Origin of the sequence: Bradyrhizobium sp. Y36 (genome assembly GCF_002531575.1) — a bacterium.
Lineage (GTDB): Bacteria > Pseudomonadota > Alphaproteobacteria > Rhizobiales > Xanthobacteraceae > Bradyrhizobium.
Map to the genome: position 1 here is coordinate 334,745 of NZ_NWTI01000005.1, position 26,494 is coordinate 361,238.

At 62.2% G+C, this 26,494-nt stretch carries 23 protein-coding genes and 1 tRNA gene; 16 read left to right on the top strand and 8 right to left on the bottom strand.

Going from position 1 to position 26,494, the window contains the following annotated elements; translation table 11 throughout:
- Position 1: 1 nt before the first annotated feature.
- Positions 2-1,114: an ABC transporter permease gene (locus tag CO669_RS12325; RefSeq protein WP_097660060.1), complete on the top strand. Its 1,113-nt coding sequence runs from the start codon at positions 2-4 to the stop codon at positions 1,112-1,114.
- 16 nt (positions 1,115-1,130) lie between these two features.
- Here the strand turns inward: CO669_RS12325 and CO669_RS12330 are convergent, their stop codons facing one another.
- From CO669_RS12330 to CO669_RS12340, 3 genes are all read right to left on the bottom strand, one after another.
- The gene (locus tag CO669_RS12330) at positions 1,131-1,619 is read right to left on the bottom strand and encodes a DUF2059 domain-containing protein (protein ID WP_097660098.1); all 489 of its coding nucleotides are present in this window, start codon (positions 1,617-1,619) and stop codon (positions 1,131-1,133) included.
- A 25-nt stretch (positions 1,620-1,644) separates the two neighbouring features.
- Positions 1,645-2,862 carry an OpgC domain-containing protein gene (locus tag CO669_RS12335; RefSeq protein ID WP_097660061.1) on the bottom strand — a complete coding sequence of 406 codons (1,218 nt, stop codon included), beginning with the start codon at positions 2,860-2,862 and terminating at the stop codon, positions 1,645-1,647.
- A gap of 322 nt (positions 2,863-3,184) precedes the next feature.
- Entirely contained in the window at positions 3,185-6,238 is a 3,054-nt protein-coding gene (locus CO669_RS12340) for an ATP-binding protein (RefSeq protein WP_097660062.1), read from the bottom strand.
- Positions 6,239-6,525: 287 nt separating this feature from the next.
- Here CO669_RS12340 and CO669_RS12345 point away from each other — a divergent pair, with 287 nt between their 5' ends.
- The gene (locus tag CO669_RS12345; RefSeq protein ID WP_097660063.1) at positions 6,526-7,017 is read left to right on the top strand and encodes a hypothetical protein; all 492 of its coding nucleotides are present in this window, start codon (positions 6,526-6,528) and stop codon (positions 7,015-7,017) included.
- A 192-nt stretch (positions 7,018-7,209) separates the two neighbouring features.
- Here the strand turns inward: CO669_RS12345 and CO669_RS12350 are convergent, their stop codons facing one another.
- Together CO669_RS12350 and CO669_RS34970 are read right to left on the bottom strand one after the other, a co-directional pair.
- Positions 7,210-7,536 (bottom strand): hypothetical protein, encoded by a 327-nt coding sequence (locus CO669_RS12350; protein WP_097660064.1) that lies wholly within the window; start codon positions 7,534-7,536, stop codon positions 7,210-7,212.
- 79 nt (positions 7,537-7,615) lie between these two features.
- The gene (locus CO669_RS34970) at positions 7,616-7,831 is read right to left on the bottom strand and encodes a hypothetical protein (RefSeq protein WP_143278659.1); all 216 of its coding nucleotides are present in this window, start codon (positions 7,829-7,831) and stop codon (positions 7,616-7,618) included.
- Positions 7,832-9,162: 1,331 nt separating this feature from the next.
- On the opposite strand from CO669_RS34970, the gene CO669_RS12360 reads away from it, so the two are divergent.
- From CO669_RS12360 to CO669_RS12370, 4 genes are read left to right on the top strand one after another with little or no spacing between them, the layout of a single operon-like run.
- Positions 9,163-10,452 carry a trypsin-like serine peptidase gene (locus CO669_RS12360; RefSeq protein WP_158228762.1) on the top strand — a complete coding sequence of 430 codons (1,290 nt, stop codon included), beginning with the start codon at positions 9,163-9,165 and terminating at the stop codon, positions 10,450-10,452.
- The gene (locus tag CO669_RS34975; RefSeq protein WP_143278660.1) at positions 10,449-11,093 is read left to right on the top strand and encodes a hypothetical protein; all 645 of its coding nucleotides are present in this window, start codon (positions 10,449-10,451) and stop codon (positions 11,091-11,093) included. The genes CO669_RS12360 and CO669_RS34975 overlap by 4 nt, the downstream gene beginning before the upstream one ends.
- Positions 11,094-11,105: 12 nt before the next feature.
- Positions 11,106-11,903 carry a M23 family metallopeptidase gene (locus CO669_RS12365; protein WP_143278661.1) on the top strand — a complete coding sequence of 266 codons (798 nt, stop codon included), beginning with the start codon at positions 11,106-11,108 and terminating at the stop codon, positions 11,901-11,903.
- A gap of 46 nt (positions 11,904-11,949) precedes the next feature.
- Entirely contained in the window at positions 11,950-13,131 is a 1,182-nt protein-coding gene (locus CO669_RS12370) for a glycoside hydrolase domain-containing protein (RefSeq protein ID WP_158228763.1), read from the top strand.
- Positions 13,132-13,789: 658 nt separating this feature from the next.
- On the opposite strand, the gene CO669_RS12375 is transcribed toward CO669_RS12370, so the two are convergent.
- Positions 13,790-13,866 (bottom strand) — tRNA-Met (locus CO669_RS12375).
- A gap of 368 nt (positions 13,867-14,234) precedes the next feature.
- Here CO669_RS12375 and CO669_RS12380 point away from each other — a divergent pair.
- Together CO669_RS12380 and CO669_RS12385 are read left to right on the top strand one after the other, a co-directional pair.
- Positions 14,235-15,611: a coniferyl aldehyde dehydrogenase gene (locus tag CO669_RS12380; protein WP_502694467.1), complete on the top strand. Its 1,377-nt coding sequence runs from the start codon at positions 14,235-14,237 to the stop codon at positions 15,609-15,611.
- A 160-nt stretch (positions 15,612-15,771) separates the two neighbouring features.
- The gene (locus CO669_RS12385; protein WP_097660070.1) at positions 15,772-17,370 is read left to right on the top strand and encodes a GMC family oxidoreductase; all 1,599 of its coding nucleotides are present in this window, start codon (positions 15,772-15,774) and stop codon (positions 17,368-17,370) included.
- Positions 17,371-17,595: 225 nt separating this feature from the next.
- Here CO669_RS12385 and CO669_RS12390 read toward each other — a convergent pair whose 3' ends face one another.
- The gene (locus CO669_RS12390; protein ID WP_097660099.1) at positions 17,596-18,357 is read right to left on the bottom strand and encodes an SDR family oxidoreductase; all 762 of its coding nucleotides are present in this window, start codon (positions 18,355-18,357) and stop codon (positions 17,596-17,598) included.
- A 119-nt stretch (positions 18,358-18,476) separates the two neighbouring features.
- Between CO669_RS12390 and CO669_RS12395 the strand changes: the two genes are divergently transcribed.
- Both CO669_RS12395 and CO669_RS12400 read left to right on the top strand, forming a co-directional pair.
- A complete protein-coding gene (locus CO669_RS12395) occupies positions 18,477-18,989 on the top strand; it encodes a CvpA family protein (RefSeq protein WP_097660071.1) in 513 nt (170 codons plus the stop codon).
- 132 nt (positions 18,990-19,121) lie between these two features.
- A complete protein-coding gene (locus CO669_RS12400; RefSeq protein ID WP_097660072.1) occupies positions 19,122-19,904 on the top strand; it encodes an SDR family oxidoreductase in 783 nt (260 codons plus the stop codon).
- 142 nt (positions 19,905-20,046) lie between these two features.
- Here CO669_RS12400 and CO669_RS12405 read toward each other — a convergent pair whose 3' ends face one another.
- Positions 20,047-20,523 (bottom strand): DUF3775 domain-containing protein, encoded by a 477-nt coding sequence (locus tag CO669_RS12405; protein ID WP_097660073.1) that lies wholly within the window; start codon positions 20,521-20,523, stop codon positions 20,047-20,049.
- Positions 20,524-20,636: 113 nt separating this feature from the next.
- Between CO669_RS12405 and CO669_RS12410 the strand changes: the two genes are divergently transcribed.
- From CO669_RS12410 to mbfA, 6 genes are all read left to right on the top strand, one after another.
- Positions 20,637-21,485, top strand: coding sequence for an MBL fold metallo-hydrolase (locus CO669_RS12410; protein WP_198963972.1), 849 nt, complete (start codon positions 20,637-20,639; stop codon positions 21,483-21,485).
- A 289-nt stretch (positions 21,486-21,774) separates the two neighbouring features.
- Positions 21,775-22,617 (top strand): fumarylacetoacetate hydrolase family protein, encoded by an 843-nt coding sequence (locus tag CO669_RS12415; protein WP_097660074.1) that lies wholly within the window; start codon positions 21,775-21,777, stop codon positions 22,615-22,617.
- A gap of 111 nt (positions 22,618-22,728) precedes the next feature.
- Complete coding sequence (locus tag CO669_RS12420) at positions 22,729-23,340, top strand: glutathione S-transferase family protein (protein WP_097660075.1); 612 nt, start codon at positions 22,729-22,731, stop codon at positions 23,338-23,340.
- A gap of 15 nt (positions 23,341-23,355) precedes the next feature.
- The gene (locus CO669_RS12425; protein WP_097660076.1) at positions 23,356-24,225 is read left to right on the top strand and encodes an MBL fold metallo-hydrolase; all 870 of its coding nucleotides are present in this window, start codon (positions 23,356-23,358) and stop codon (positions 24,223-24,225) included.
- 123 nt (positions 24,226-24,348) lie between these two features.
- The gene (locus CO669_RS12430) at positions 24,349-25,497 is read left to right on the top strand and encodes an alpha/beta hydrolase (protein ID WP_097660077.1); all 1,149 of its coding nucleotides are present in this window, start codon (positions 24,349-24,351) and stop codon (positions 25,495-25,497) included.
- Between the two features lie 65 nt (positions 25,498-25,562).
- On the top strand, positions 25,563-26,494 hold a 932-nt coding region (mbfA, locus tag CO669_RS12435), incomplete at its 3' end, for an iron exporter MbfA (RefSeq protein WP_097660078.1).

Sequence of the window (26,494 nt, forward strand, 5' to 3'; positions counted from 1 at the left end):
CATGCGCTTCGACAACGTATTTCGGCTCGGGATCAAGGAACTGCGCGGCCTGGTGCGCGACCCCATGCTGCTCGTGCTGATCGTCTATTCCTTCACGCTGGCGGTCTATGCCGGCGCCAAGGCGCTGCCGGAGACGCTGAACCGCGCCGCCATCGCGGTCGTCGACGAGGACCATTCGCCGATCTCGACCCGCATCGAGATGGCGTTCACCCCGCCCTATTTCTCCGAGCCGCGCCTGATCTCGCAGTACGAGATGGACCGGAGGATGGACGCCGGCCTCGACACCTTCGCGCTCGACATCCCGCCCGACTTCCAGCGCGACCTGCTGGCGCGTAAATCGCCCACGATCCAGCTCAACGTCGATGCCACCCGCATCTCGCAGGCGTTCAACGGCGGCGGCTATATCGAGCAGATCGTCAGCGCGGAGGTCGCCGAATTCCTGGCCCACACGCGCAACGCCCAGGCCGTGCCGATCGAGCTGGCGCTGCGGGCCCGGTTCAATCCGGAGCTGAAGAAATCCTGGTTCGGCGCCATCGACCACGTGATTACCTCGATCACCATGCTCTCGATCATCCTGACCGGCGCGGCGCTGATCCGCGAGCGCGAGCACGGCACGATCGAGCACCTCCTGGTGATGCCGGTCACGCCGCTGGAGATCATGGTGAGCAAGGTCTGGTCGATGGGCGCCGTGGTGCTGGTCGCCTCCGCGCTGTCGATCGCCTTCGTCGTCAAGGGATGGCTCCAGGTCACGATCGACGGCTCGCTGGCGCTGTTCCTGGTCGGCGCCGCGCTGATGCTGTTTGCGACCACCAGCATGGGCATCTTTCTTGCGACCGTCGCCGGCTCGATGCCGCAGTTCGGACTGCTGCTGATCATGATCCTGCTGCCGCTGCAGACCCTGTCGGGCAGCATGACGCCGCGCGAGAGCATGCCGCAATTCGTCCAGGACATCATGCTGGCGGCGCCCAACACCCATTTCGTGATGCTGGCCCAGGCGATCCTGTTCCGCGGCGCGGGCCTCGAGGCCGTATGGCCGCAGCTGGTCGCGCTCGCCCTGATCGGCGGCGTCTTCTTCGTGATCGCGCTGCGCCGGTTCCGCGCATTCCTGGCTTGAGGCGCGCGGTGCGGCGCTAGAGCTTGTGCCCTTTCTGGCGCAGCGCCTCGATCAGGCGCTGCTTCAGGTCGTCGGCGGCCTTCTGGCTGACGTCCTGTCCGATCTGCGCACCGGCCTGCGCCAGCGCGTCCGACTTCTCCAGGAACTTCCTCCCGGCCGGCTGGGCATAGAACGCCTCGATCTGGCGCAGCTCGTCCGCGCTGAAGTTTTGGGCATAGAGCGCTGCGACCTGGTCGATCATCGATGCCAGCAACGGGGCGTAGATCTCGGAGCCGGGCGCCGTCATCGCGTCATAGTCGCGCTCGATCTCCGGCCTGTCCTGCGCGACCAGCGGCCGGAGCCTGAGCAGGAGCTGCGGCAACTGCGCGCGATACTGGTCGGCGATCTTCAAGGTGAGGACGAGCTTGCGGGCCGCGCTCATCGCCTCGGGGGCGGGTCCTTGCGCGGAAGCACCGCAGACCAGGAGCAGGAGGACGCCGGTGACGGTCAACACGCGTCTGGACATGGATGTCTCCATTGGCTGGCGATGCTCAATGCGCCGCGGGCGCTGCGGCAGCGGTCGTCGCCGTCGCATTGTCCAGCGCCGCCTCGTCCTCCTCGACCTCGGTCACCTTCACGAACAGGTTCGGTACGCGCTCGGCCCGGTCGAGCAGCCAGGCCGCGCCGATCATGATGACGATGCCGAGCGCGGAGACCGCGAGCTGCTCGAAGATGCCCCTGGTGTACTGCGTCAGGATCCAGTGCGCCGAGAACGACAGGAAGACGCCGAGGCAGAAGATCGGCAGTGAATGCTGGCCGCAGAGGATGATCGGCCGCAGCCAAACCCCGTGCAGCGCACGCGATTTGCGCGAGATGAAGTGAGTGACCCAGATCGCCAAAGCGAGGAAATGCGTGAGGCGCAGCATGTCGAGGTTGGTCTTGTCGATCGGGTAGATCGACTTGATCATCCATTTGGGGATCAGCGCCTCGAGCGCATGGATGTGCCAGGTCATCACGATGAGAAGGGCGAAGACGAGCCAGGCCGCCGCCAGTGCCATCGCCGTCCTCGACCAGACCCATCTTGCGATCGTGTCGACCTGTCCGATGCCGCACCAGGCCGCGAACACGAACATCAGCTGCCAGCAGAACGGGTTGAAGTACCATTTCGTGCCGGGGGGATAGGAGGCGATGTTCCAGTCGAACCAGCGCGACAGGACGTAGAGCAGGACGGAGCCGGCAAGCGTCAGGTTCGGCCGGCGCACCAGGCACCACACGACGAAGGGCGAGGCGACCACCAGCGCGATGTAGAGCGGCAGAACGTCGAGGTTGACCGGCTTGTATTTCAGCACAATCGCCTGCCCGATCAGTTCGTCCGGATGCGACAGGAAATTGAAGACGTTGAACTCGTGCGCGTACATCGGATTGTCGAAACGGCGCACGGTCCGCGCGATCTGCGCCGTGAACAGCAGGAACAACATGATGTGGGCGACATACAATTCGGCCGCACGCCGCCACAGCCGCTTGGCGGCCGCGAGAAACCAGCCGCCCGCGATGACGGGCCCGTAGATCCAGCCGACCAGATAGCCCGAAATGAACACGAAGAATTCGGCAGCGTCGCTGAAGCCGTAATTGCGCAGGGTCAGCCAGGCCACGACGTCCTGCGGGATGTGGTCGAGGAAGATCATCCACAGGCCGATGCCGCGGAAGAGATCGAGCCGCAGGTCGCGCTCGACCGGCGACAACAGAGCTGAGTGGTTCCGGGTGATCATGGCCCCGCCTCTCCCGCCGGGCGTCGCGCCATCGCGGCGCCGGCAAAATGAGATGCTCGAAAATATCGATAGAAGTCACCTCGCCGTACGGCTGGTACCGACGGTAGCCCACCTTGACCTCGGTGCAAGGGGCTCCTCGTCAGCACGAAACGCGGCGGCCTCTGCCGCCGGCTTCACCCGGCGCCCATCAAAAAAGTCGAAAACAACCCCATGCACAGTAGAGGCGACCTCCTAAGTGCTTGCGTTGGCTGTGAAACTCAAATGACGCGTCGGGCAAGATTATCGCCTCGACGGTATGATCACACGCCTGTCCGGGACAGGATCAGGTGAACTGGTCGCGCCGGGCGAGCATCCCGGTCAACATCGCCTCGGCCTTGCTCTTGAGCGGCTGCGCGCCGCTTTCGGATGCGATCGCGATTGTCCCGCGCAGGGACGTGACGATGGCTGCAATGTTGTCCTCGCTGGAGGCAGGCGTCACGATGGCTTCACCGAACAGGGCCTCGGCCTCGAGGCCCGAAAACCCCTGCTGGCGCGCGGTGTTGCGCGCCTCGCGCAGCATATTTGGCGGCGCCTGAACATCGCCGAGGCGCCAGGTCGCGAGCGCAAGGTAGATCGAGCTGCGCAGCACGGCCGAGGTATAGCCGACCGCCTTCGCCTCCTCGCGCGCCTCGGTCAGCATGCCGCGTGCCCGGTCGAACAGTCCCTGCTCCAGATAGGCCATGCCGAGATGGCAGGCGAGCACCGGCACGAACAGCCGGACGCCGTGCTTCTGCGCCAGGACAAAACCGTCTTCGAGAATGGCGGCCGCCGCCGCCGGGTCGTTGCGGCCGAGCATGAGCCAGCCGCTGCTATAGGCGGCTGCGGCGCGGTCGTAGGGACGGCCCGTCTCCTCGGCGATCGCGGCGGCCTGTCGCTCGAACTGCTCGGCGGCATCGAACTCGCCCATGACGGTGCGGGTGAAGCTGTTCATCATGCAGCAGAGCAGGAGGAGAGATCGAGGGGTCGTACCGATCGGAGCGCTGGCTTGCGGGCCCTCCAGCTGGGCGTGGGCCTCGGTCAGCGTCCGGCCTGCCTCGCGATAGCGGCCGGCGAGGAAATACGCCTGTCCGAGACCGTATCGAGCCAGATTGAGCCAGCCTGGATTGCCCCACTCTTCCGCGAGGCGAACCACCTCTTCCGAAACCACGACGGCTTCGACAGGCGCTCCGAAGAAGTTCTGTGCGCCTGCCCTGACCGTCATGGCGGCGACCTTGCGTTCGATGTCATCGATCGCCCCCGCACGCCGTTCCGCCTCCTTTCCGAGATCCAGCCACTCGGTGACCTGGCCGGACGCGATGAATGCCGCACGCGCTTCCATCCGCAAATCGATGGCGTCCGCCTCCCGCAAAGGCGTCATCGGCATCTTGTCGAGCGAGCCCATCGCGATCTCGAAATAGCTCGCCGCGTCCGAAAACGCCGAGCGGCTCAAGCATTTCCGGCCCGCGCTCCGGCCATGGCTGAACGCCTTGAGCCAATCGCGGGCGCGCACCGCGTGGTAGCACAGCGCGTCGGGCTCGTCCGCGCCCGCGCCGTCGCTCTCCAGCCTTGCAAGAATGCGCGCGTGAATGTCCTCGCGCACCTTCTCGACCATCGAATCATAGGTCACCTGACGGACCATCTCGTGCCGAAACTCGAGCACGTCACCCAACTCGCTGTCGATCCTCACCAGCAGTTCGGCGCGGTCGAGCGCCGCAAGGCAATCCTGGAGGCCATCCTCGGGCAGCTCGAGCAGCGTGCGCAGCATGGCGACGCTCGATCGCGGGCCCAGCGCAGCCGCGACCTGCAAAACCGAACGCTCCTGCCGCGACACGCGATCGAGCCGCGCGGCAATCACCCCCTGAATGCTCGAGGGAATGCCAAGCTCCTCGATCGGGCGCATCAGCGCGAGATCGCCCCATTGGCCGTGGAGCGTTCCACTGTCCCGTAGCCCGCGGCACACTTCTTCGATGAACAGAGGGACATTGGCGGTGTGCGAAATAATCCGGTTCTTCAGATCGTCGTTCGCCGTGGAGGGACCGAGCATGTCGGCCAGCATGGCCAACCCCGAATCATCGTCGAGCGGCTGCATCGCCACGATTTCGGCGCGGCAACGCGCAATCCAGACCGGCATGCCATTTGGCCTGGACGTGAGCAGGACGAGAAGACCCGGCACCTGAAGCGAAGCGATTGTCGCCATGATCGTATCGCTGGCCCGGTCGAGCCAATGCAGGTCCTCAACCAGGAGGACCGTTCGCTGGCGGCGGGCGATGCCCTCGACGATGGCGCAGCTTGCCTCGGAGATCGCTCGCCCTCGGGCATGGGGCTCGAGCTGATTCCAAAGCGGATTCGAAATCGGCAGATCGAGCACTGCGTCGAGGGCGCACCTTTGAACCTCCCCAAGATCCTCCCGGGGATCGAAGGGCCCGTCGGAGTCCTTTGCAGCGGCCTCCAGGGCCGAGAGCAAGAGGCGCTTGAGCGTGCTGAACGGAGCTCCCTGGAGATTCGGGCTGCACTCGGCATCGATCAGGCGCCAGCCATCGGGCCTGAGCTCCTGGACGAATTCGTGCGCGAGCCGCGATTTGCCGATGCCGGCGTCGCCGAGCAGCAGAACCACCTGTGGGCTCGTCCTGGCGACCTCGACGGCACGGGCCAGCAGCGCCCGCTCCGTCGTCCGATCGACAAATCGCGAGACGCTGCGTGCGCGTCGCACCCGCCAGCTCGAAAGGTCGCTCGCTCCCACGATGCGGTAGACCGGCACCGACTGATTGAAGCCGCGTAACGGCTTGCCGCCCAGAAACTCGAATCGGACGTGCCCTTCGGCAAGCTCCTTGCAGGCCTGCGACACATAGATCTGGTTCGCCTCGGCCGCCGCCTCCAGCCGGGCCGCCAGGTGCTGGGCAGCCCCGCCGATCTCGTAGACCTTGGAAAACTCGCTGGCGACCATGTAGGCAACGACATGGCCGGAGTGGAGACCCACCCGAACCTGAAGCCCGGGGTCGCCGAGGCCCGCGACACGCCGGACCAGCTCGATCGCCGCGTGGCAGGCGAGGGGTGCATGATTGTCGTCCGCGATCGGAGCACCGAACACCGCAGAGAGCCCGTCGCCCAATTCCTTGCTGACGATGCCTCCGAACTGACGCACCGCGCCTCTCATGGCCGCCAACGCGGGCTCCAGGCGCGAGATCGCCTGCTCCGGATCGAGATCGGCAACGAGCCCGGTCGAGTCGATGACGTCGGCCCGAAGTATCGTTACGAATCGCCGTTCGCTGTCCGGTTCGGAACGACGCACGGCCACCCCGCATTTGGAGCACCAGCTGTCGCCTGGGTTGATCGCCGACTGACACGCGGCACAATACATTTCCGTGCCTTCAATATTCGCTGCACCGTCCTTCGACCAGCGCCCGCGAGGAGCCCGACGCTAGATTACCTATCGGAAGATTCATGGCAATCGAACTTGCGAGCAAGCATGGCCGCATCACCAACCGGCAGATCTCTGGACGAAGCACATTTTCGAGTGATAGCGTTTCCGCGCGCGAAAATGGGGCCGCGCGTTCTAGGGGGCGCCGAAGGCTTTCGTTCTGGCCAACGAGCTTTGCTGGGCTGCAGGTCACCCTGATTGGTTGGATCATAGCAAGGGACAAGGCGATGGGCGGAAGAACATATAACGGCAAGCAGTTCAAAGACTTGATGAACAGCAATTACTACCCTCTGGCGAACATGAAGAAGAGCGTGGCCAAGCTCAAGGCCTCGGACGACATCGATCTGCCGACCCTGGAATACGGCCAGTACCATCTGATTCTGACGCCGGCGTCGAAGTGGCCGCAGGGCAGCGCCAAATACTGGCACAAGGAGAAGGGCCGGGCGCGTCTCGACCTCAGCACCCAGCCGAACACGGTCCCGCTGTCCAGGGACGAGCCGGGCGTGATCCCGCTGACGCGATGCGACCTGCTCGATGCCTGCGTCCGGAAGTGCTTCAACTCCGAGCCGCCGATCCCGATGAAGACCAACATCATCGTTCACGCGCCGAGCGATGCCTTCGCCCACCGGCACGAGATCCGGCTGGAATGGGAGTACAAGAAGGGCTCGGACAAGCCGACGCTGCTCCATCTGACCATGGTCTGCCCGCACAGGGACTGATTGGAAGCGTTCTGCGCTGTTGAGAACATCGTCGCCCGCGCGCTGAAGGCGCGCGGGCGTTTTCATTCAGCGTCGAACACTGGTGGGTTGAACGGCTCGTTGCCTGTCTGGCCTTCTCTGTCCGGCTTTCTCATCACCGATTCGCGGTGACGAGATCAGGGCTCGCCTTGGAAAGACCGGGTCAGTGACGGGTCACATCCCCATGCAACGTTCCCACTTCTGCCGCTGGGCGGGCGTGACCTGCCCGGCTTCGTTCTGCGCCTGGGTAAAGCCCGCCTTCCGCTGACAGGCGCCGCTCTTGCCCATTCCGGAATTCTCTCCCGCCGGAGCCGCGTCTCGACAGGCCCGATAGGGATTCGCCTTCTCGGCCGGAACGGCATAGGCACGCCATTGGGCGTAGGTGAAACCGTATTTCTTCATGCAGGCCAGCGCGTGCGGCGTGCTGTTCGAGGGCTCGGCCAGAGCCGGACTCGCGGCGAGCGCCGCCAGGGCCAAAGCAGTCAGGATCGTCTTCTTCACGTGGCTTCTCCGCGAGCTGGGATTGCGCGGGTCTTTGGATGCGCGCCGGCCCGAGACAGGCCCGCGTCGCACGCGTTGATTAGTCGGTGCCCTTGTAGCCCGATTGCTTCCGGCACTTGTCGCGGACGGCCAAGGCCTCCTTGCGGGGAATGTTGAGGCGGACCGAGCCGTCCGGATTGCGAACCGCGCCATGCGCGACCATGCAGTCACGCGTGGCTTGAAGGGCGTCCTTGGCCGAAGCTGAAACGGTGAAAATGGCAGTCAGCGCGAGAACCGATATGGCGAGAGACTTCACAATGATTGGCCCTTTTGCAGTTATGACATTTGGGTACGTCGAGTTGCGCTACCCCTGCCCCCAGACTGATGGCCGTTCGAGGGATTGGACGTCGAGAAATCATTGGAGCCAGCGATGCCCAGCGCCTTCACGCAAGGACTTGCGTGCATCCTCGAAGCGCGGGCAGCGCGGCCAAAGCAAGTGAGAGTATTGTCCCCCCGGTCCCCATCAGGGCTGTCGTCAGCGCGACGGCAAGTAACCCCGGCAGCCCGCCGCAATCACAGGTTTAGCGTTGAGGTTCCACAATTGCAACCCGCCGCTGTCGATGCTTGTGATGACATTCCATGCTGCACAGCGTGAGAATATCCCGAGTGCTGTCGTGCGAGAGCTCGGCACACGCATGTCCCTGATGCGCAAATTTCCGCGGACGGCCTGGCAAAACAACGTGCCCGTTCTCGCCGTGGCGATCAAACGGCAACGTGCGGGGCTAGCCTTGTCGATCCCCCTCGGAAAGGCACAGAACGCGCCCGCGCCTGCGCGTCTTCCCGCCACGGTCTGAAGCCTGTCAGCAACTATCCCCCGCATCAAGCGGGCCATTTTCGTATCGGATCCGGTCAAATCCGAATTTGGTTGCGGGGACCCGCAACAGACACAACCCCAGACTTTTGCCCATTGTGACTTCTTTGAAATTGTAGAGGCCTGAGTCATTATGAGTAGGCTTTCCCGTGTCCGCTGAACGATCAGCCAATGGCCAAAAGCCAACCACTGTTAAGCATGCCTCTTCGATTTTGCGATAGTGGCGGGTAGTTGCATTCGTCTACGGTGTCATTCTACCGCCGGATGGACCTATTTGCGCATCGTTGCCGTTCCCGCTGACATCCCCACAAGGAACATGAGTATGGCGAGCTTCAAGTTGATGCCGCGCGGATGGATCTGAGAAATGCGCGGTCCTTTTAGAAGCTGTTGTAAGGAAGCGCGAAGTCGCTGGAGCACGCATGCCGGGCGCTATCGACCCTGCTGGTTTGTAAGCGGAGGGAGTACAAGAATTGCCAACTGGTCTGACGGCGCTGGCCTCCACCTCTTGAATGGAACGCTGACCGTGATTTTGGATGCCTCTAGGGCGTTCGGTAGTGCCAATTGCGCCGACTACTCTAGAGAAATTTTCTTTGCAAACGATACCCGCCCCAGTTGCCACCGATTAAAAAATCGCGTCAGCTAAGGCTTTACGGTTGTATCCGAATAGATCGTTTCGGCCCCGGGCATAGGGAATTTGAAACATGAGGGCTTTCCCAGTAAGCGATACATGGAATTTATTAGTGGCGCCAATCGCGAGCAGAGCCGAGGCAGCTACGATGTTCGTGGCAAGATTTAGCTTCGGTGTGTCCCTGTTGCTGGCAGTAAGCCTTTCTGATGCCAGTTGGGCGGCTGATGCTCAGCCCGAACCGGCACAAGCCACCTCTGAAAAAGGGACTTCGTCCGAGTGCAACCCGCCTTGCAGTCAAGCTCGAGACGGGCAATTGGCAACCATCGCTGCTCAGATCAAAAATCGCGAGCGGGGTCGGGATAACCCGATTGAGGTTGATCCTTTGCAGGTCATATTCAGGTTAAAAATGCCTCCCCTTAGGGAAGTTGATCCTCTTGCAGTCGCGTTCATGCCGAGTTCGGCTGATAGAGGATTCGAAGCAAGGCGCAGTACCGCCCCTGACGCAATTGGAGCAACGTGCAACGTCGAATTCGATATGCCATTCCCGGTTGAGCGTGCAATTCGCTTTTATCAGGTGAGCGAAGACGCGAAGAAATGCTCCAGGGCGACGCGCAATATCAGAAGCCTCGTCACCGATGTCGGCGAAGACGCATATCGGGCTCTTCAAAGCGCTTCTTATATAAATAATGTGGATCACAGTCTTTCGAAGAGTGTCGTAGAAGATTATGTTTCGGCATGCACTAAATCGTTTCAGGCGCCACCTATCTCCAAATTGTTGGGTGCTGATAATATCTTGCGGATCAGGCAAACCGTAGGTCTTATCAGGACTCCTTCTTCAATGTGCATGGGGGCCTTCGTCGGAAACAAGGTGCTGACGGCGAAACATTGCTTTGCTACGTCAGAGGCGGACGGGAAACTGTCAATTGACGCTTCTGCGGCGACGACCTTCAAAACCATTGACGGCGCGGAGTATAGCCTCAAGCCAGTCGGCCCGGGCAAGAGCGTGTTGAGTGACATTGATCGCGACAAGGACTGGATCTTGCTAACGACAACGGATGGAGCCAAGCCAAAAGCTGGCGGGCTAGACTTTCATCCGGAATCGGCAAGTCGTTGGCAGCCGCTAATCCTTCTTGGTCTTAGCCGCTACAACATGGCGCTTAATGACAAGTACCAACCGGACGATGCAATGGCTTCGCTCGATATTTCGCCGATTTGCTCAGTAATGGCTCGCGATGGTGGATATATTTATCATGCCTGCCAAACGCTGGAGGGCATGTCAGGTGCGCCGCTTCTGACGATGTCGGGGGGACGCATTGTCACCGTTGGCGTTCATACGGGAGATGCTGAAAAAGTCTCCACCGCGTGCGCGAAGAAACTAAGTGCGAGATACCCGAATTATGGAATTGCGCCTTCGATTAAGCCGGAGGAGCTTCGATGAATATGACTCGCCTCGTTATCCTCTCGTCGTTCCTACTAGTGTATCCAACGACCGTCTTTTCACAGCAACTGGCCGCCGTTAACCGAGATGATCCTGCGCTCCGGTCTGCCATATCGGAAGGTCGCAATTTATTGGGTGGATCGAGCGGCTTCGAGTCTTCGGGCGGAGGTGATCTTTCGCAAGCTAAGCTTCCAGTCGTCGGCGTGCTACCAAGCAAGATAAAAACGATCTTCGATCGACGACCTGCGGGTTTCGAAAGCGCCAAGAGCGGCCCGGCATCAATCGATCTAACCCGGATTAAGGCACTGCAGGTAGCTCATGGTGGCAATTTCGGGTATACGCTTAGCTATCATATTGCGGACAATCTGGACGCTTCGTGGAGTGCGACGCGGTATAAAAAGCGGGTGACAGGTAAGCCGTTGCTGGCACCAAGTACGGGCATGACTTGTGAAGCGAGCGCTGACGGCAATACTGCTGACGGGCAATGGTCAGCAAGGTGTCAGCTGCCCAAATTTGGAATCACGTACTATACAACGATCTTCTGCAGCGCACCCCGCACACGTCCCTATTGCAAAACGGCTGCGTATGCTGAGTCGTTCGCAAAAATTGCAGAGATATTGTTTCCAGGACTACCCGATTGATGGGAGTTTTCCGTGCGCTGCTTTGTTCTCACAATAGCTCTGTTCGCGAGCAGTCCGGCATTAGCCCAAGCCAACGATTTTTGCTTCCATTCTCCCGGAACACTTATTCCCGCCCCTGCGGCAGGTAAAGGGCGAGTAGATCGGGAAATCTATATTCCGCAGATGTCCTTTCCTTTGCGGGTAGGACCAGGCCTCGCTTCGAAAGTCGATCCTGAAAAAGGCGGCTTGACGGCGCATTTGAATTCCCAAATTTTCGGCATTGGAGGCTCGAACGGTCCTCCAGGGTCGCTTACGGACCCTCGCAACTATGCTGGATGCTTTGCAGACACCTATTGCGAGTCAAAGCGTGGTTGGAAAATGGATCTTTGTCCAAGCCGAATAGGCCATCAGGGCAATGATATTCGGGCCCATTGGAAAGAAGAGGATAAATACGAAGCCGTAGCATTTGCAGACGGGGTCATTACGATGATTACCTCCAATACGACCGTTGTTCTGGCGGCTGATGACGGCACGGAGTGTCGATACCTCCACATGACGCCCGCATCGATTAGCGGTCTTAGAATTGGGCAAAGAGTGAAAAAGGGAGAAACGATTCTCGGACGCGTTGGCGACGTCATGGGCGGGAAACGGCATGGCACGTCCTTGCACCTTCATTTCGATTGTAGCCAAACGATCGAGTTTGACAGCGGGCAGCTTCGTACCCACGTCCCTGTTTATACGTCGCTTGTTGCAGCCTATGCGTCAGCTTGGGGCATCCCGTTATCGATCAAGGATAATGCGCTGCAGGCACGCTCACCTTATGAAAGGTAGGTGAGTGTCTCGAAATCCCAAACCTGAGCTCGCGGGAGCAACAAAATTGAATACGAACGTCGGGATAATTGCGCTGCTGTTCGCGCTGACATTTTCCGGCATTCAATCTGCACAGGCGCAAACGCAAGATGCCAACATCGCTATTGTCGACTCTTCAGATAGCGTTGGCCCTTATGTAAGCCGACTTGCTGGTCGGGGAGTGACAGTTATCGGAAGGTACTATGCCCGCTGTCCCCAATGGGATGCCGACCGAAAGAACCGGATCGTCCCTGAGAAGCGGATGATCGACAATCTCAGTGAAGTAGATGCTATTCTGAAGAAGCGGTTAGGCATGCTTTCCGTTTACCAGTTCTATAGCCAAGCCGACAAATTCGACGACCAAAGAGCCAATAACGGCGTTACGGTCTTTGATGATCGTCCGCGCAATCCGAATGCTCGAACGGTGGAAGAGTTCAATGACTGCGTTAGTCCGGACCAGCCGAACACGATTGAGGAGGATGCCAGGTTAGACGGCTATGCTGCCATCACGCAGGCCAAGGAAATTGTGAAGCAGCCGATTGGCACGGCCATCTACTTCGGTGTGGATTTCGATCTAGACGCGAACAGACGGAAGAACGTTATGGCGTATTTTCGCATCGTAAGCCGAATTGTGACGGGTGCGGGATATGTTATGGGCGTCTACGGTAACGGAGATATCAGCAATTTACTGCGCGGAGAGAACTCAACGAAAGAGAAGTTAGTCGAGTTCGTGTGGCTTACCGCGTCCTCCGCCCATGCGGGTAGTGCGGATACCTATAATCGCAAACACTGGGACGTGCTACAAACCAAGACTGATACAAAATGGTCTGTCGAGGGGAAGCTTATCGAGCTAGATACAAATATTCAGAATCCCACCAGCTCAGACGTCGGGTTTTGGAAGAGTGGTGACCACGTTGTCGTACCCCATGACAGAAATCTCGCTATCAGCAAATCCAGGCGGTTTGTCTGTGAGGGAAGCCCTGTTGTCTTTGACGATACGGGTCAAAGCATAACCAAGGCTGCGTGTACCACAGCGTTTGGCATCGTCGTTCGGACGTTCGAAACGGATTCAAAAAAGAAACTCATACGTGTCGATTGTGATGAGGATGGCAATCCAGACGGATGGATGAAGGTGAGCGATTTATCATTGAAGCGACCATTGTGGATAGATGGTCAAGCCAAGCGAAAATCAGCGCATTGCGTCAGGTAGAGATCTTTCTGCTCGTCCTGCAACGTCGCCCATGGGCATATTATCATCAACAGACAATCTTGCTACGCTTCGCCTAGAATCCCGTAAACAGTCCTTGGCTCTCGCAATAAACTGTTTGGCCAAGCGTGCGGTAGTGGCGTTGTCCCACGCCAGCTCTTAGCCACGGTGATAACGTTGTCGGGCAGTTCTTTCTAAGGTTTTTACGCAAAAACTTTCTCAGAGCACTGATCCTTCCTTCGACCATTTCTGGGCATTTAAGCTATGCGTGGCCCTGAAGAATTGGGCGAAGCGCAAGAGCGCCATTCTCTCGCCTAATAGTCACATGTCCGGTCCCGATTTTCCAGACCAGGGCTTGGATCGCTAGCGCCACGTCAGCCTCCTCGGTGGGAGAGCTGAAAGCAGCAAATTACGGTGACGGTACAACTCAACTCGGAAATCGCTGTACCACGCGGCGCCCAAGCAACTCTAACCAGGTCAGCGGCCGCAAGGTTGGCCGGCTGACTCGAGGGTTTCCTGTGTAACTGAGGAGGATCTAATCGGGGCAGAGAAGCAACTCTCGCGCTGCTCCGTTCGTCGATACGACGTTGGGTGCGGGCTCAACGGCGCCAAGACGCAAAAGCCCTTGAAATCTTCACGATTTCAAGGGCTTAGGCTTCCTTGGTTGCGGGGATAGGATTTGAACCTATGACCTTCAGGTTATGAGCCTGACGAGCTACCGGGCTGCTCCACCCCGCGTTAAACACCTGCGCGCCTTCAGTTTAGTCCCGGGGACGATCGGTTGAGGCCTGCGCTGTTCGCGTGGCTTTCCTCGTCCGTCCCAAAGGCTTCCTTGGAAGGCAACCCCGGGCAAAGCCCTCGGGTGCGGGGCGTATGTACCAACCCAAGCTGCCTTTGGAAAGGGCTGCGGGAACGTTTTTTTCGACTTTATGACAGGGGAATCGACCGATTTCCGCTGCGTTCCCTGTGCTCTTGTCAGAAGTTCCACAAAGGGCCAGCTTGCGGCAACAAGATGAGGGCCCGAAACGCACCCTCGAGGGAGGAACGCCGTGGACAAATCCCTGACGAGCGCCCCGATCGGAGCGCTGGAGGAAGCCTTCCACGCCATGGTCGCGCGCTCGCGGGACGAGTCGGCGCCTGGCCTTGCCGAGCGGCTCGACCGGCTGGCGCGGCTGCGCAGCGTCGTCGCCGACAACGAAGAGCGCTTCCGGCAGGCGATCTCGGCCGATTTCGGCCACCGCTCGGCGGTCGAGACCACCATCGCCGAAACCATGCTGCTGTTCTCCGAGATCCGGCACGCGACAAAGCACCTGAAGGCCTGGATGGCGCCGCAGCGGATCGCCACCGCGCTGCAATTCCTCCCTGCCCGCAACCGGCTGATGCCGCAGCCGCTCGGCGTCGTCGGCATCATCGCGCCGTGGAATTATCCGCTGCAGCTGACGCTGGCGCCCGCCATCGGCGCGCTCGCCGCCGGCAACCGCGTCCTGATCAAGCCGAGTGAGCTCACGCCGCATTTCGCTGGACTGCTGAGAGAGACGATCGCCGCGCGATTCGATGCCACGGAGCTGCGCGTCACCGGCATCGAGAGCGAGATCGCGGAAGCCTTTGCGCGCCTTCCGTTCGACCATCTCGTGTTCACCGGCTCGACCCGGGTCGGGCGGCTGGTCGCGGAGGCCGCGGGGCGCAACCTGACGCCCGTCACGCTCGAGCTCGGCGGCAAGTCGCCTGCGATCATCGACGCCTCGGCCGATCTCGAGGAAGCGGCCGAGCGCATCGCCTACGGCAAGCTGCTCAATGCCGGGCAGACCTGCATCGCGCCGGATTACGTGCTGGTGCCCGAAGCCGCGCTGCAGGCCTTTGCCGAGAAGGTGCGCGCCCACATGCGGCGGATGTTCGGCACTGATCCTTCGAACAAGGACTACACCTCGATCATCTCGGACCGGCATTATGCCCGGCTCGAGGGCCTGGTCGCGGATGCGGCCCAGCGCGGCGCAAGGATCCTGCAGCCGGCGAAGGCGGACGATCCGAACTGGAAGGCGCATCGCAAATTCCCGCCGACGCTGATTGTCGGTGCGACCGCAGCGATGGGTGCGATGCAGGAGGAGATTTTTGGCCCGGTGCTTCCCGTGCTCGCCTATCGCGATCTCACCGAGGCCATCGCCTTCATCAACCATCGCGACCGGCCGCTTGCGCTGTACTGGTTCGGCAAAGACGGCACCGCGCGCGACGAGGTGCTGGCGCGCACCGTCTCCGGCGGCGTCACCGTCAACGACTGCCTGTTTCACTTCACGCAGATCAACCAGCCGATGGGCGGCGTCGGCGCCTCCGGCACCGGCGCCTACCACGGCGAATGGGGCTTCCGCACGTTCAGCAAGCTGAAGCCGGTGTTCTACCGTTCCAAGTTCAACCGCCTCGCCGATCTCTATCCGCCCTATGGCGGCAAGATCGCGCGGCTGGAGAAGTTGATGCGGTTCATGTCGTAGGTATCAGTCATTCCGGGGCGATGCGCAGCATCGAACCCGGAATCCATTCATCCGCGTCACTGGTGGTGAGATGGATTCTCAGGTGCGCAATTGCGCACCATTAGTTCGCGACTTCGTCGCGTCCCGGAATGACGACAAGGAATATGCAGGGGAGAGACAAGTGACTGACACATTCGATTTCGTCGTCGTGGGTGCGGGCTCGGGCGGCTGCACGGTGGCGGGGCGGCTGTCGGAGGATGCGGCGACGTCCGTGGCGCTGCTCGACGCCGGCGGACGGAACGACAGTTGGCGGATCACCACGCCGTTCGGGCTGGCCCTGCCCTACCAGGCGGCCAACTGGGCCTTCGATACCGTGCCTCAAAAAGGGTTGAACGGCCGCATCGGCTATCAGCCGCGCGGCAAGGGCCTCGGCGGCTCCTCGGCGATCAACGCCATGGTCTACATCCGCGGCCATAAATGGGACTACGACCATTGGGCTTCGCTCGGCAATGCCGGCTGGTCGTATGCGGACGTGCTGCCCTATTTCAAGGCTTCCGAGGACAATTCCGATTTCGACGGCGAGTATCACGGCAAGGGCGGCCCGCTGCACGTCAACCGGCTGCGCACGAACAATCCGATCCACGAGGTCTTCCACCAGGCCGCACGCGAGGCGCAGTTCCGCATCCGCGAGGACTTCAACGAAGAGGACCACGAAGGGCTCGGCAGCTACCAGGCGACCCAGCACAATGGCGAGCGCTGGAGCGCCGCGCGCGCCTATGTGCAGCCCCACATGGACAAGCGCGCCAATCTGCGCGTCGAGACGGGCGCGCACGCCACGAAAATCCTGTTCGAAGGAGGACGGGCCGTCGGCATCGAATATGTGCAGGGCAGGCAGACGAAACAGCTGCGCGCGCGCCGCGAGGTGATCCTTGCCGGCGGCGCCTTTCAGTCACCGCAATTGCTGATGCTGTCGGGCATCGGCGACGGCGAGGCACTCGGCAGGCACGGCATTGGCGTCGTCCATCATCTGCCGGGTGTCGGGCGCAATCTGCAGGACCACCCGGATTTCGTGTTCGTCTACGCCTCCGACTATCCGCACTTCGTACACGCCTCGCTCGGCCGGCTGCCCTCCCTGCTCCGCGCCATCCAGCAATATCGCCGCGAACGGCGCGGCCTGATGACGACCAATTTCGCCGAATGCGGCGGCTTCCTGAAGACGCAGGCACATCTCGACGTGCCGGACATCCAGCTCCACTTCGTCATCGCGATGCTCGACGACCACGGCCGCAAGAAGCACAAGGAGGCGGGCTTCTCGTGCCATGTCTGCCTGCTCAGGCCGAAGAGCCGCGGCAGCGTCTGGCTCAGAAGCGCCGATCCGCTCGCAGCTCCCATGATCGATCCGAATTTCCTCGGCGAGGAAGAGGATGTCGAGAGGATGGTCGCAGGCTTCAAGACGACGCGCCGCTTGATGGAGACGCCCGCGCTGCGCGCATTGCAGAAGAAGGACATGTTCACGTCCAACGTGCGCACCGACGACGACATCCGCGGCATCCTGCGCGAGCGCGTCGACACCGTCTATCACCCGGTCGGCACCTGCAAGATGGGGACGGACGCGATGGCCGTGGTCGATCCGGCACTGAAGGTGCGCGGCGTCGAGGGATTGCGCGTCGTCGACGCCTCGATCATGCCGACGCTGATCGGCGGCAACACCAATGCGCCGACCATCATGATCGGGGAGAAGGCGGCGGCTATGATCAGGGGGGAGATGCGGGCGAGTTAGGCAGCGCTGTCGCGTCATTCTCGGTGTCGTCCCCGCCGAGTGCGCAATTGCGCACGGGGGCGGGGACCCATAACCACAGGGAGTGGTTATGACGCAAGACCTCAACTCCGAGTCTTCGTCAAACGTCTCCCTGTGGTTATGGATGCCGGATCTGCGCGCGCTTTTGGCGCGCTTGTCCGGGACGACGGCGGAGTGAAAATCGCCTGTGGAGCAATGCGGCAGCGTTCAATTCAGCAGAAATCCGCCATCGACCGTCACCACGCTTCCCGTCATGTACCGCGACGCCTGTGACGCCAGCAGCAGGATCGCGCCGTCGAGATCGGACTCGGCGCCGACGCGGCGCTGCGGGATGCGCTTGGCGAGGCGCTCGCCCGCGGGCGTCGACCAGAAGGCGTGGTTCATCTCGGTGTCGATGTAGCCGGGCGCGAGCGCGTTGATGCGGATGCTCTGCCCGGCGAGCTCCAGCGCCATCGCTTTCGTCGCCTGGATGATGCCGGCCTTGGAGATCGCGTAGGGCGACACCGCCTTCAACACGCCGGTGCCGAGCACGGAGGCGATGTTGACGATGTTGCCCGGCTGCTTGCGCGCGATCATGCGCCGCGCGACCTCGGTTGCCAGGAAATAGGCGCCCTTCAGATTGGCGCCGATTACCGCGTCCCAATCCGCCTCGGTCTGCTCGGTCGCGAGCTTCTCGATGGCGATGCCGGCATTGTTGATCAGCACCGTAACCGGGCCGAGCGCGGCTTCCGCGGCGTCGACCGCGCGGGCGATCGAGGCGGTGTCGGTGACGTCGAGCGCGATCGCGGCGGCACGGCCGCCCTTGCCGCGGATCTCCTCCTCCAGGCTCTTCAGCTTGTCGGTCTGCCGCGCCGCCAGTGCCACCGCCGCGCCATGGGCCGCCAGCACCCGGGCAAATTGCCGCCCCAGTCCCTGGCTCGCGCCGGTGACGAGGATGGTTTCTTTACTGACGTCGAATAGGTCTGACATGACGCATTCCTTGCGCGTTTTTCCGAGCTTTGGAGCCACCAATACAGACGATTTTATCGATCTGAAACCGGAATGATCGGTCCGGCGTTCATTCGTTCCATCGAGGCAAGGCTTTGCTCATGAACAGTTTCGATCTCGCCGTCTATGCCGCGCTCGCCGTCGCGATCGGCTTCGGCTTCAGGACCGGTCTGCTGCGCAGCGCCATGACGATCCTTGCCTATCTTCTCGCCGCACCGATCGCAGTTGCGTTGATGCCGCTGATCGCGCCGCAAATTGCAGGCAACCCGAATTCGCCGCTGCTGCAGAACTGGATCTGGCTGTTCGGCATCTTCGTGGTGGTCGGCATGTTGTTCGGGCATATCGGCCGCATCGCGCTGAACGACACCATCGGCGAGGCCGGCATCGGCGACCGGCTCGGCGGCGCCGCGCTCGGCGCCATCAGGGTCGGCCTCGTCGCGACCACGCTGGTGCTGGTGTTCGACCAGATCGTGCCGGCCAACCGCCAGCCGCCGTTCCTCGCCGGTTCGCATCTGCGGCCGTTGTTCTCCACGGTCGGGCAGATGGGCTTCAAATCGCTGCCGCCGGAGGCGGCCTCCGCGATCGACCGCCTGAAGCAGGAACAGCGCATCTAGAGCTAAGTTGCATTTGCATCGCCACGCGGACGCGCATGCATTTTGGTACGGGCACCTCCCTTATCAGCAGCGCCACAGTTGGCTAGAGTGCGGCCCATCCAAAACCTGCCTGCTATTTTCGGGAGTGAAACAGTGGATCTTGGGATCAAAGGTCGCCGCGCCATCGTCTGCGCATCCAGCAAGGGCCTCGGCCGTGCCTGCGCCATCTCGCTGGCGGAGGCCGGCGTCGACGTCACGCTGACCGCGCGCGGCGCAGAAGCCTTGAAGAAGACGGCGGACGAGATCCGCAAGGCCTATCCTGATGTGAAGGTCACCGAGATCGTCGGCGACATCACGACGCCGGCGGGCCGCGAGGCCGTGCTGAAGGCCTGCCCCGAGCCCGACATCCTGATCAACAATGCCGGCGGCCCGCCGCCCGGCGATTTCCGCAACTGGACCCGCGACGACTGGATCAAGGCGATCGACGCCAACATGCTGACGCCGATCGAGCTGATCAAGGCCACCGTGGACGGCATGATGGCACGCAAGTTCGGCCGCATCGTCAACATCACCTCGGCCGCGGTGAAGGCGCCGATCGACATTCTCGGCCTGTCCAACGGCGCGCGCGCCGGCCTCACCGGCTTCATCGCCGGCCTGTCGCGCAAGACCGTGATCAACAACGTCACCATCAACGGCCTGCTGCCGGGCCCGTTCGAGACCGATCGTCTGACCAGCACCGCCAAGGGCGAAGCCGACAAGCGTGGCGTCACGCCGCAGCAGATCCTGGCCGAACGCGCCAAGCTCAATCCCGCCGGCCGCTTCGGCCAGCCCGACGAGTTCGGCTATGCCTGCGCCTTCCTGTGCGGCGCCAAGGCCGGCTTCATTACGGGCCAGAACATTCTGCTGGATGGCGGCGCATTCCCGGGGACACTGTAGCCCGTCATCGCATCCGCAACGGCGCACTCCACGTCATGCCCGGGCTTGTCCCGGGCATCCACGTTCTTTGTTCGGCGATGTAAGACGTGGATGGCCGGGTCCAGCCCGGCCATGACGATGTGGAGGCATCAGAGCCCGATCATCACCGCTGCTTGGTCGGCTCGTCCTCGTCCTGCTGGCTCGGACCGGACGAGTCGGCCGTCGTGCGCTCGCCGGTCCAGTCGATGCCGAATTCGTCGAGCCCGTCCGCGAGCAGATCGCCCAGCATGGGTTCACCGAGCAGATAGTGCACGGTTTCGCGGCGCGGACTGCGATACTCGGCGCGCGCTTCGGTCGCGCGGGCGCGCAGATCGTTCCAATCGTCGATCGTGCCATCGCCGCGGCCGAGCCAGGTCAGCGCGACGAGATCGAGCTGCTCGTCCTCGTTCAACGCGATCATGAAGCTGCCGAGCTCCTGCACGACAGGATCGGAGCCGTCATCCTCGAGAACGTCGAGCGCATCGTCATCGCTCGGGTTCGAGCCGGAATCCGGATCGGAATCTCCCTCCTTGACGTCGAATTCGCGCGCCTTCTCGATGATGAAGGCGACCTTTTCAGCGGATATTGCAAGCTCTGGCATGGCTCCTCCTCCGGTTCCCGCGATAACGCCGTATCGCGTCAGATGATCCATTGCGCTCCATGGCGGAAGACCGCATGTTTCGGCACCAAAACAAGAACATGGGAAGACGTCGGATGCAGTGGAAGGTCGGCAGGGTCAAGATCACGAAAGTGGTGGAATTGGAGACGGTCGGCTCGACCCGCTTCATCCTGCCGCTCGCGGGCCACGACGAGATCCAGAAATTGCCCTGGTTGATCCCGCATTTCGCCACCGAAGAGGGCCGGCTGAAGATGTCGATCCATTCGCTGGTGGTGGAGACGCCGACGCGCCGGATCGTGGTCGACACTGGCCTCGGCAACGACAAGCAGGGCCGCAACGTCCCGACCTGGAACAATCGCAGCACGCCATTTCTGGAGACCATGGCTGCGGCCGGATTCGCTCCCGACAGCATCGACACCGTGCTGTGCACGCATCTGCATGTCGACCATGTCGGCTGGAATACGAAGCTCGTTGGCGGCCAATGGGTGCCGACCTTTGCAAATGCGCGCTATGTGTTCGGCAGGACCGAATACGAGCACTGGCGCGACCATTCCACCGAGCCGGACAAGGCGGCGGTGTTCAATGACTCCGTGCAGCCGATCGTCGATGCCGGCAAGGCCGATCTGATCGCGAGCGACGATCGGCTGTCGGACGAGATCAGCATGATCCCGACCCCCGGTCACAGCCCCGGCCATATGAGCATCCTAATCCAGTCGGATGGCGAGCAGGGCCTGCTCACCGGCGACGTCGCCCATCACCCCTGCCAGATGGCGCATCTCGACTGGTCCTCGACCGCCGATTCCGACCAGGCGCGATCGGCCGAAACACGGCGCGATTTGTTCGGCCGCTTTGCCGACACGCCGACACTGGTGATCGGCGGGCACTTTTCGGCCGGGCATATCCGGCGGGACGGGGACGCATTCAGGTTCGTGGCGCTGGTCTAAATCTCGTGCCCCGGATGCTGCGCAGCACCGTAAGCGCGTTTACGCGCGTCTTCGACGCGCTATGGCGATGCGCTGCTAAGCCGGGGCCCATGCCGCACCAAATCGGGGCGCAAGTGATCCGGATCCCGGCTCTGCGGAGCAGCGTTGCACGCTGCACCGCGTCCGGGACACGGAGGCACCACCTGAATCGAGAGGGCTGCAATGCATCCCTTTTCGGCGGTTGAATTTCCCGCCGCCCTGTTCCATGAAGCTGTTAACCGATCGGTCCAATCTCCAGGGAGAAACGAGAATGAAGCTTGTTCGTTACGGCGAGAACGGTGCGGAAAAGCCCGGCCTGATCGACAAATCCGGCCAGTTGCGCGACCTGTCGGCGCACGTGAAGGACCTCACGGGCGAGGCCTATTCGCCTGAGAGCCTGAAGAAGCTGGCAGGCCTCGATCCGGCGTCGCTGCCCGCGGTCTCCGGCAAGCCGCGGTTCGGCGCCCCCGTCACCGGCATCTCGAAATTCGTCGCGATCGGCCTCAACTACTCCGACCATGCCAAGGAGACCGGCGCCGACATCCCGAGCGAGCCGATCATCTTCATGAAGGCCAACACCTCGCTGTCCGGGCCGAACGACGCGGTCGAGAAGCCGCGCGGCTCGACCAAGCTGGACTGGGAGGTCGAGATCGCCGCCATCATCGGCACCCGTGCCAAATACGTCTCGGAAGCCGACGCGCTGAACCACGTCGCCGGCTATTGCGTCTGCAACGACGTCTCCGAGCGCGCCTTCCAGATCGAGCGCCTGGGCCAGTGGACCAAGGGCAAGTCGCACGACACGTTCGGCCCGCTCGGACCGTGGCTCGCAACCAAGGACGAGATCAAGGACGTGCAGAACCTGTCGATGTGGCTCGACGTCAACGGCCAGCGCCGCCAGACCGGTTCGACCAAGACCATGATCTTCTCCATGGCCAAGTGCATTTCCTATGTCTCGCAGTTCATGACGCTGCTGCCCGGCGACGTCATCACGACAGGCACCCCGCCCGGCGTCGGCCTCGGCATGAAGCCGCCGACCTTCCTCAATGTCGGCGACGTCGTCACGCTCGGCATCGAGGGCCTCGGCGAGCAGCGCCAGGAGATCGTGGCGGCGTAGGCGCGTTTCCCTCTTCGTCATTCCGGGACGGCGCGTCAGCGCCGGACCCGGAATCTCGAGATTCCGGCTTCGATGCTTCGCATCGCCCCGGAATGACAGCAAGGATCCAAAATGAAACTCTCCTTCTCCCCCGCCTCGCCCTTCGCCCGCAAGGTACGCATCGCCGCGATCGAGCTCGGACTGATCGACAAGATCGAATTCACGCCGGCGGCCGTCGCGCCGGGAACGGTCAATGAGGACTATTCGAAGATCACGCCGCTGAAGAAGCTGCCGGTGCTGATCACCAACGATGGCGACGTCATTCTGGATTCCTACGTGATCGTCGAATATCTCAACGAGATGGCCGGCGGCAGCCTGATCCCGGATTACGGCCCGCGGCGCTGGAAGGCCAAGACCAATCACGCCCTGCTCAACGGCATGCTCGATTCCATGCTGCTGTGCCGCTACGAGAAGATGGTGCGGCCGCAGGGCCTGCAATGGCAGGCATGGTCGGACGACCACTGGAACCGGGCCTGGACCGGCATGGCACGCTTCGAGAACATGCCCGACGTGCTGAACGGCCCGTTCGACATCTCGCAGATCGGTCTCGTCTGCGTGCTCGGCTATGCCGACTTCCGCTTCGCCGATTGCGGCTGGCGCAAGGCCTATCCGAAGCTCGACGCCTTCCACCAGAAGATGCTGGAGCGGCCCTCGGTCAGGATCTCGGTGCCGCCGGCGGCATAAACAACCGGAGTTCTCATGAGCCTGAAATTCTCGGTCGGCGATCTCACCATCCACCGCATCATCGAGCAGGAGACCTCGTTCGTCCCGGCACTGGAGATGCTGCCGGGATTGACGCCGGAGGTGCTGGCCGAGAATCGCGCGTGGATGCGGCAGGCACGTGCGCTGGACGAGCAGGACGTGCTGCTGCTGTGCTTCCAGTCCTACGTGGTGAAGACGCCGCATCACACCATCCTGGTCGACAGCTGCATCGGCAACGACAAGCCGCGCCCCAATCGGCCGAAATGGAACATGAAGACCGACGACACCTATTTGCGTGCTCTGGGTGCTGCCGGTTTCTCGCCTGGCGACATCGACTTCGTGATGTGCACGCATCTGCATGTCGATCACGTCGGCTGGAACACGCGGCTGGAGAACGGCCGCTGGGTGCCGACCTTCCCGAGGGCGCGCTACGTCTTCGCCAGGCAGGAATTCGACCATTGGTCCGCGCAGAATGCGACGGCGGAAGTCCCGCCTTTCGCCGACAGCGTGCTGCCGGTGGTCGAGGCCAACAGGCACGAACTCGTCGGCAACGACCATCAGATCGGCGACCACGTCCGCATCCTGCCGACGCCCGGTCATACGCCGGGCCATATCGCCATCACGATGGGCCGCGGCAGGGATGACGCCGTATTCTCCGGCGACCTCATGCACTCCCCGCTGCAGACGCTTTATCCGGAGCTGTCGATCAAGTTCGACGTCGATCCGGCCATGGCGGCCACGACGCGCCGCAGCTTCCTGGAACGCTATTGCGACACCGACACGCTGTGCTGCACGGCGCATTTCCCCTCGCCATCGGTCGGCAAGATCAAGCGGAAGGGCAACGCGTTCGTGTGTGAGGCGCTTTAGCGCGATGCCGTAGGGTGGGCAAAGGCGCAGCGCGCCGTGCCCACGATCTGTTCCTGTTATCGAAACTTGGTGGGCACGCTTCGCTTTGCCCACCCTACGATACTGCCCGAGTGGAGAGACACCATGACATCACTCCCCGACATCCCCCTGCCCGCCGGCATCCGCTCGCGCTATGTCGACGGCATCAACGGCTTGCGCGTGCACGTGCTCGAAGCCGGCTTCGAGACCAAGGGCCGGCCCTGCATCCTGCTGCTGCACGGCTTTCCGGAGCTCGCCTTCTCCTGGCGCAAGGTGATGCCGACGCTCGCCGACGCCGGCTATCACGTGATCGCGCCGGACCAGCGAGGCTATGGCCGCACCACGGGATGGACCGCGGACTACGATGGCGACCTCGCGCCGTTCTCGCTTCTCAACCTGGTGCGTGATGCGCTCGCCCTGGTGTCGGCGTTCGGCTACAGGCAGGTCGATGTCGTCGGACATGATTTCGGCAGCCCGGTCGCGGCCTGGTGCGCGCTGATCCGGCCCGACGTGTTCCGCTCGGTGACGTTGATGAGCGCGCCGTTCGGCGGAGCGCCGCCGCTGCCTTTCAACACGGTTGATGCTCCCGCAAAGCCTCCGGTCGAGGATCCCGTTCATCTCGAGCTCGCCGCGCTGCCGCGTCCGCGCAAGCACTATCAATGGTACTATTCGACACGTTCGGCCAACGCCGACATGCAGCATGCGCCGCAGGGCGTGCACGATTTCCTGCGCGCCTACTATCATCACAAGAGTGCGGACTGGGCCGACAACAAGCCGTATCCGCTCCAGTCATGGTCCGCGGGCGAGCTGGCAAAGCTGCCGACCTACTACGTGATGGACGCCGGCGAGACCATGGCGGAGACGGTCGCCAAGGAGATGCCTTCGGCCGCCGCGATTGCCGCCAATCAATGGCTGCCCGACGGCGAGCTTGCCTATTACGCCGCCGAATATGGCCGCACCGGATTTCAGGGCGGGCTGCAATGGTACCGCTACGGCACGACGGGCGCTCTCAACAGCGAGATGCAGCTGTTTTCCGGCCGCGGCATCGACGTGCCCTCCTGCTTCATCTCGGGCCAGCAGGATTGGGGCACCCATCAGCGTCCCGGCGTGTTCGAGGCGATGCAGGGACGCGGCTGCACGAAGATGCTCGGCTGCCATCTGGTCGACGGCGCCGGCCATTGGGTGCAACAGGAGCAGCCGGCCGAGGTCAGCCGATTGGTGTTGGACTTCCTCGCCACGGCCCGCGCAGCCTGATTTGACCCGGGAACCGCGACACCCTATATGAATTAGAATCATTCTAAACTGAGTTCAGGGCCGTCGTGAAGAATTTTGCCGATCTAACCGAGCGCGAGGTGCTTGCGGTCGCGATTTCCTCGGAGGAGGAGGACAGCCGCATCTACATGACCTTCGCCGAGGACTTGAAGGAGCGCTATCCGGACTCGGCCAAGCTGTTCGAGCAGATGGCCGAGGAGGAACGCGGCCACCGGCACATGTTGCTGGAATTATACGAGCAGCGCTTCGGCCCGCATCTGCCGCCGATCCGGCGCGAGGACGTCAGGGGATTCCTGCGGCGCCGTCCGGTCTGGCTCACCAAGAACCTGTCGCTCGACGCCATCCGCAGGGAAGTCGAGACCATGGAGATGCAGGCGGAGCGCTTCTACGTGAAGGCCGCCGAACAGGCCCAGGACGTCGGCGTGCGCCGCCTGCTCGGCGATCTCGCCGAGGCCGAGAAAGGTCACGAGGAGACCGCCGCAAAGCTGACGGGCGAGATCCTGAATTCCGACGTCCGCGCCGAGGAGGATCGCACCAACCGCCGCATGTTCGTGCTGCAATATGTGCAGCCCGGCCTTGCCGGCCTGATGGACGGCTCGGTCTCGACGCTGGCGCCGCTGTTCGCGGCCGCTTTCGCCACCCACCAGAACTGGCAGACGTTCCTCGTTGGTCTTGCCGCCTCGATCGGCGCCGGCATCAGCATGGGTTTTGCGGAAGCGCTGTCCGACGACGGCTCGCTGACGGGGCGCGGCTCGCCCTGGCTGCGCGGCGTCACCTGCGGCGCGATGACGACGCTCGGCGGGCTCGGCCACACCGCGCCTTATCTCGTGCCGGACAGTTGGGCCAATGCGTTCTGGATCGCAACGGCCATCGCATGCGTCGTCGTGTTCTTCGAATTGTGGGCGATCGCCTTCATCCGCTCGCGCTACATGGACACGCCGTTCCTCCAGGCCGTATTCCAGATCGTGCTCGGCGGCGC

What these genes read in the sequence shown, in the direction of transcription:
- CO669_RS12325 (WP_097660060.1), top strand. Translation starts at nt 2, where the DNA reads ATGCGCTTCGACAACGTATTTCGGCTCGGGATCAAGGAACTGCGCGGC.
- CO669_RS12330 (WP_097660098.1), bottom strand. Translation starts at nt 1,619, where the DNA reads ATGTCCAGACGCGTGTTGACCGTCACCGGCGTCCTCCTGCTCCTGGTC.
- CO669_RS12335 (WP_097660061.1), bottom strand. Translation starts at nt 2,862, where the DNA reads ATGATCACCCGGAACCACTCAGCTCTGTTGTCGCCGGTCGAGCGCGAC.
- CO669_RS12340 (WP_097660062.1), bottom strand. Translation starts at nt 6,238, where the DNA reads ATGTATTGTGCCGCGTGTCAGTCGGCGATCAACCCAGGCGACAGCTGG.
- CO669_RS12345 (WP_097660063.1), top strand. Translation starts at nt 6,526, where the DNA reads ATGGGCGGAAGAACATATAACGGCAAGCAGTTCAAAGACTTGATGAAC.
- CO669_RS12360 (WP_158228762.1), top strand. Translation starts at nt 9,163, where the DNA reads ATGTTCGTGGCAAGATTTAGCTTCGGTGTGTCCCTGTTGCTGGCAGTA.
- CO669_RS34975 (WP_143278660.1), top strand. Translation starts at nt 10,449, where the DNA reads ATGAATATGACTCGCCTCGTTATCCTCTCGTCGTTCCTACTAGTGTAT.
- CO669_RS12380 (WP_502694467.1), top strand. Translation starts at nt 14,235, where the DNA reads ATGGTCGCGCGCTCGCGGGACGAGTCGGCGCCTGGCCTTGCCGAGCGG.
- CO669_RS12390 (WP_097660099.1), bottom strand. Translation starts at nt 18,357, where the DNA reads ATGTCAGACCTATTCGACGTCAGTAAAGAAACCATCCTCGTCACCGGC.
- CO669_RS12395 (WP_097660071.1), top strand. Translation starts at nt 18,477, where the DNA reads ATGAACAGTTTCGATCTCGCCGTCTATGCCGCGCTCGCCGTCGCGATC.
- CO669_RS12405 (WP_097660073.1), bottom strand. Translation starts at nt 20,523, where the DNA reads ATGCCAGAGCTTGCAATATCCGCTGAAAAGGTCGCCTTCATCATCGAG.
- CO669_RS12410 (WP_198963972.1), top strand. Translation starts at nt 20,637, where the DNA reads ATGCAGTGGAAGGTCGGCAGGGTCAAGATCACGAAAGTGGTGGAATTG.
- CO669_RS12415 (WP_097660074.1), top strand. Translation starts at nt 21,775, where the DNA reads ATGAAGCTTGTTCGTTACGGCGAGAACGGTGCGGAAAAGCCCGGCCTG.
- CO669_RS12420 (WP_097660075.1), top strand. Translation starts at nt 22,729, where the DNA reads ATGAAACTCTCCTTCTCCCCCGCCTCGCCCTTCGCCCGCAAGGTACGC.
- CO669_RS12425 (WP_097660076.1), top strand. Translation starts at nt 23,356, where the DNA reads ATGAGCCTGAAATTCTCGGTCGGCGATCTCACCATCCACCGCATCATC.
- CO669_RS12430 (WP_097660077.1), top strand. Translation starts at nt 24,349, where the DNA reads ATGACATCACTCCCCGACATCCCCCTGCCCGCCGGCATCCGCTCGCGC.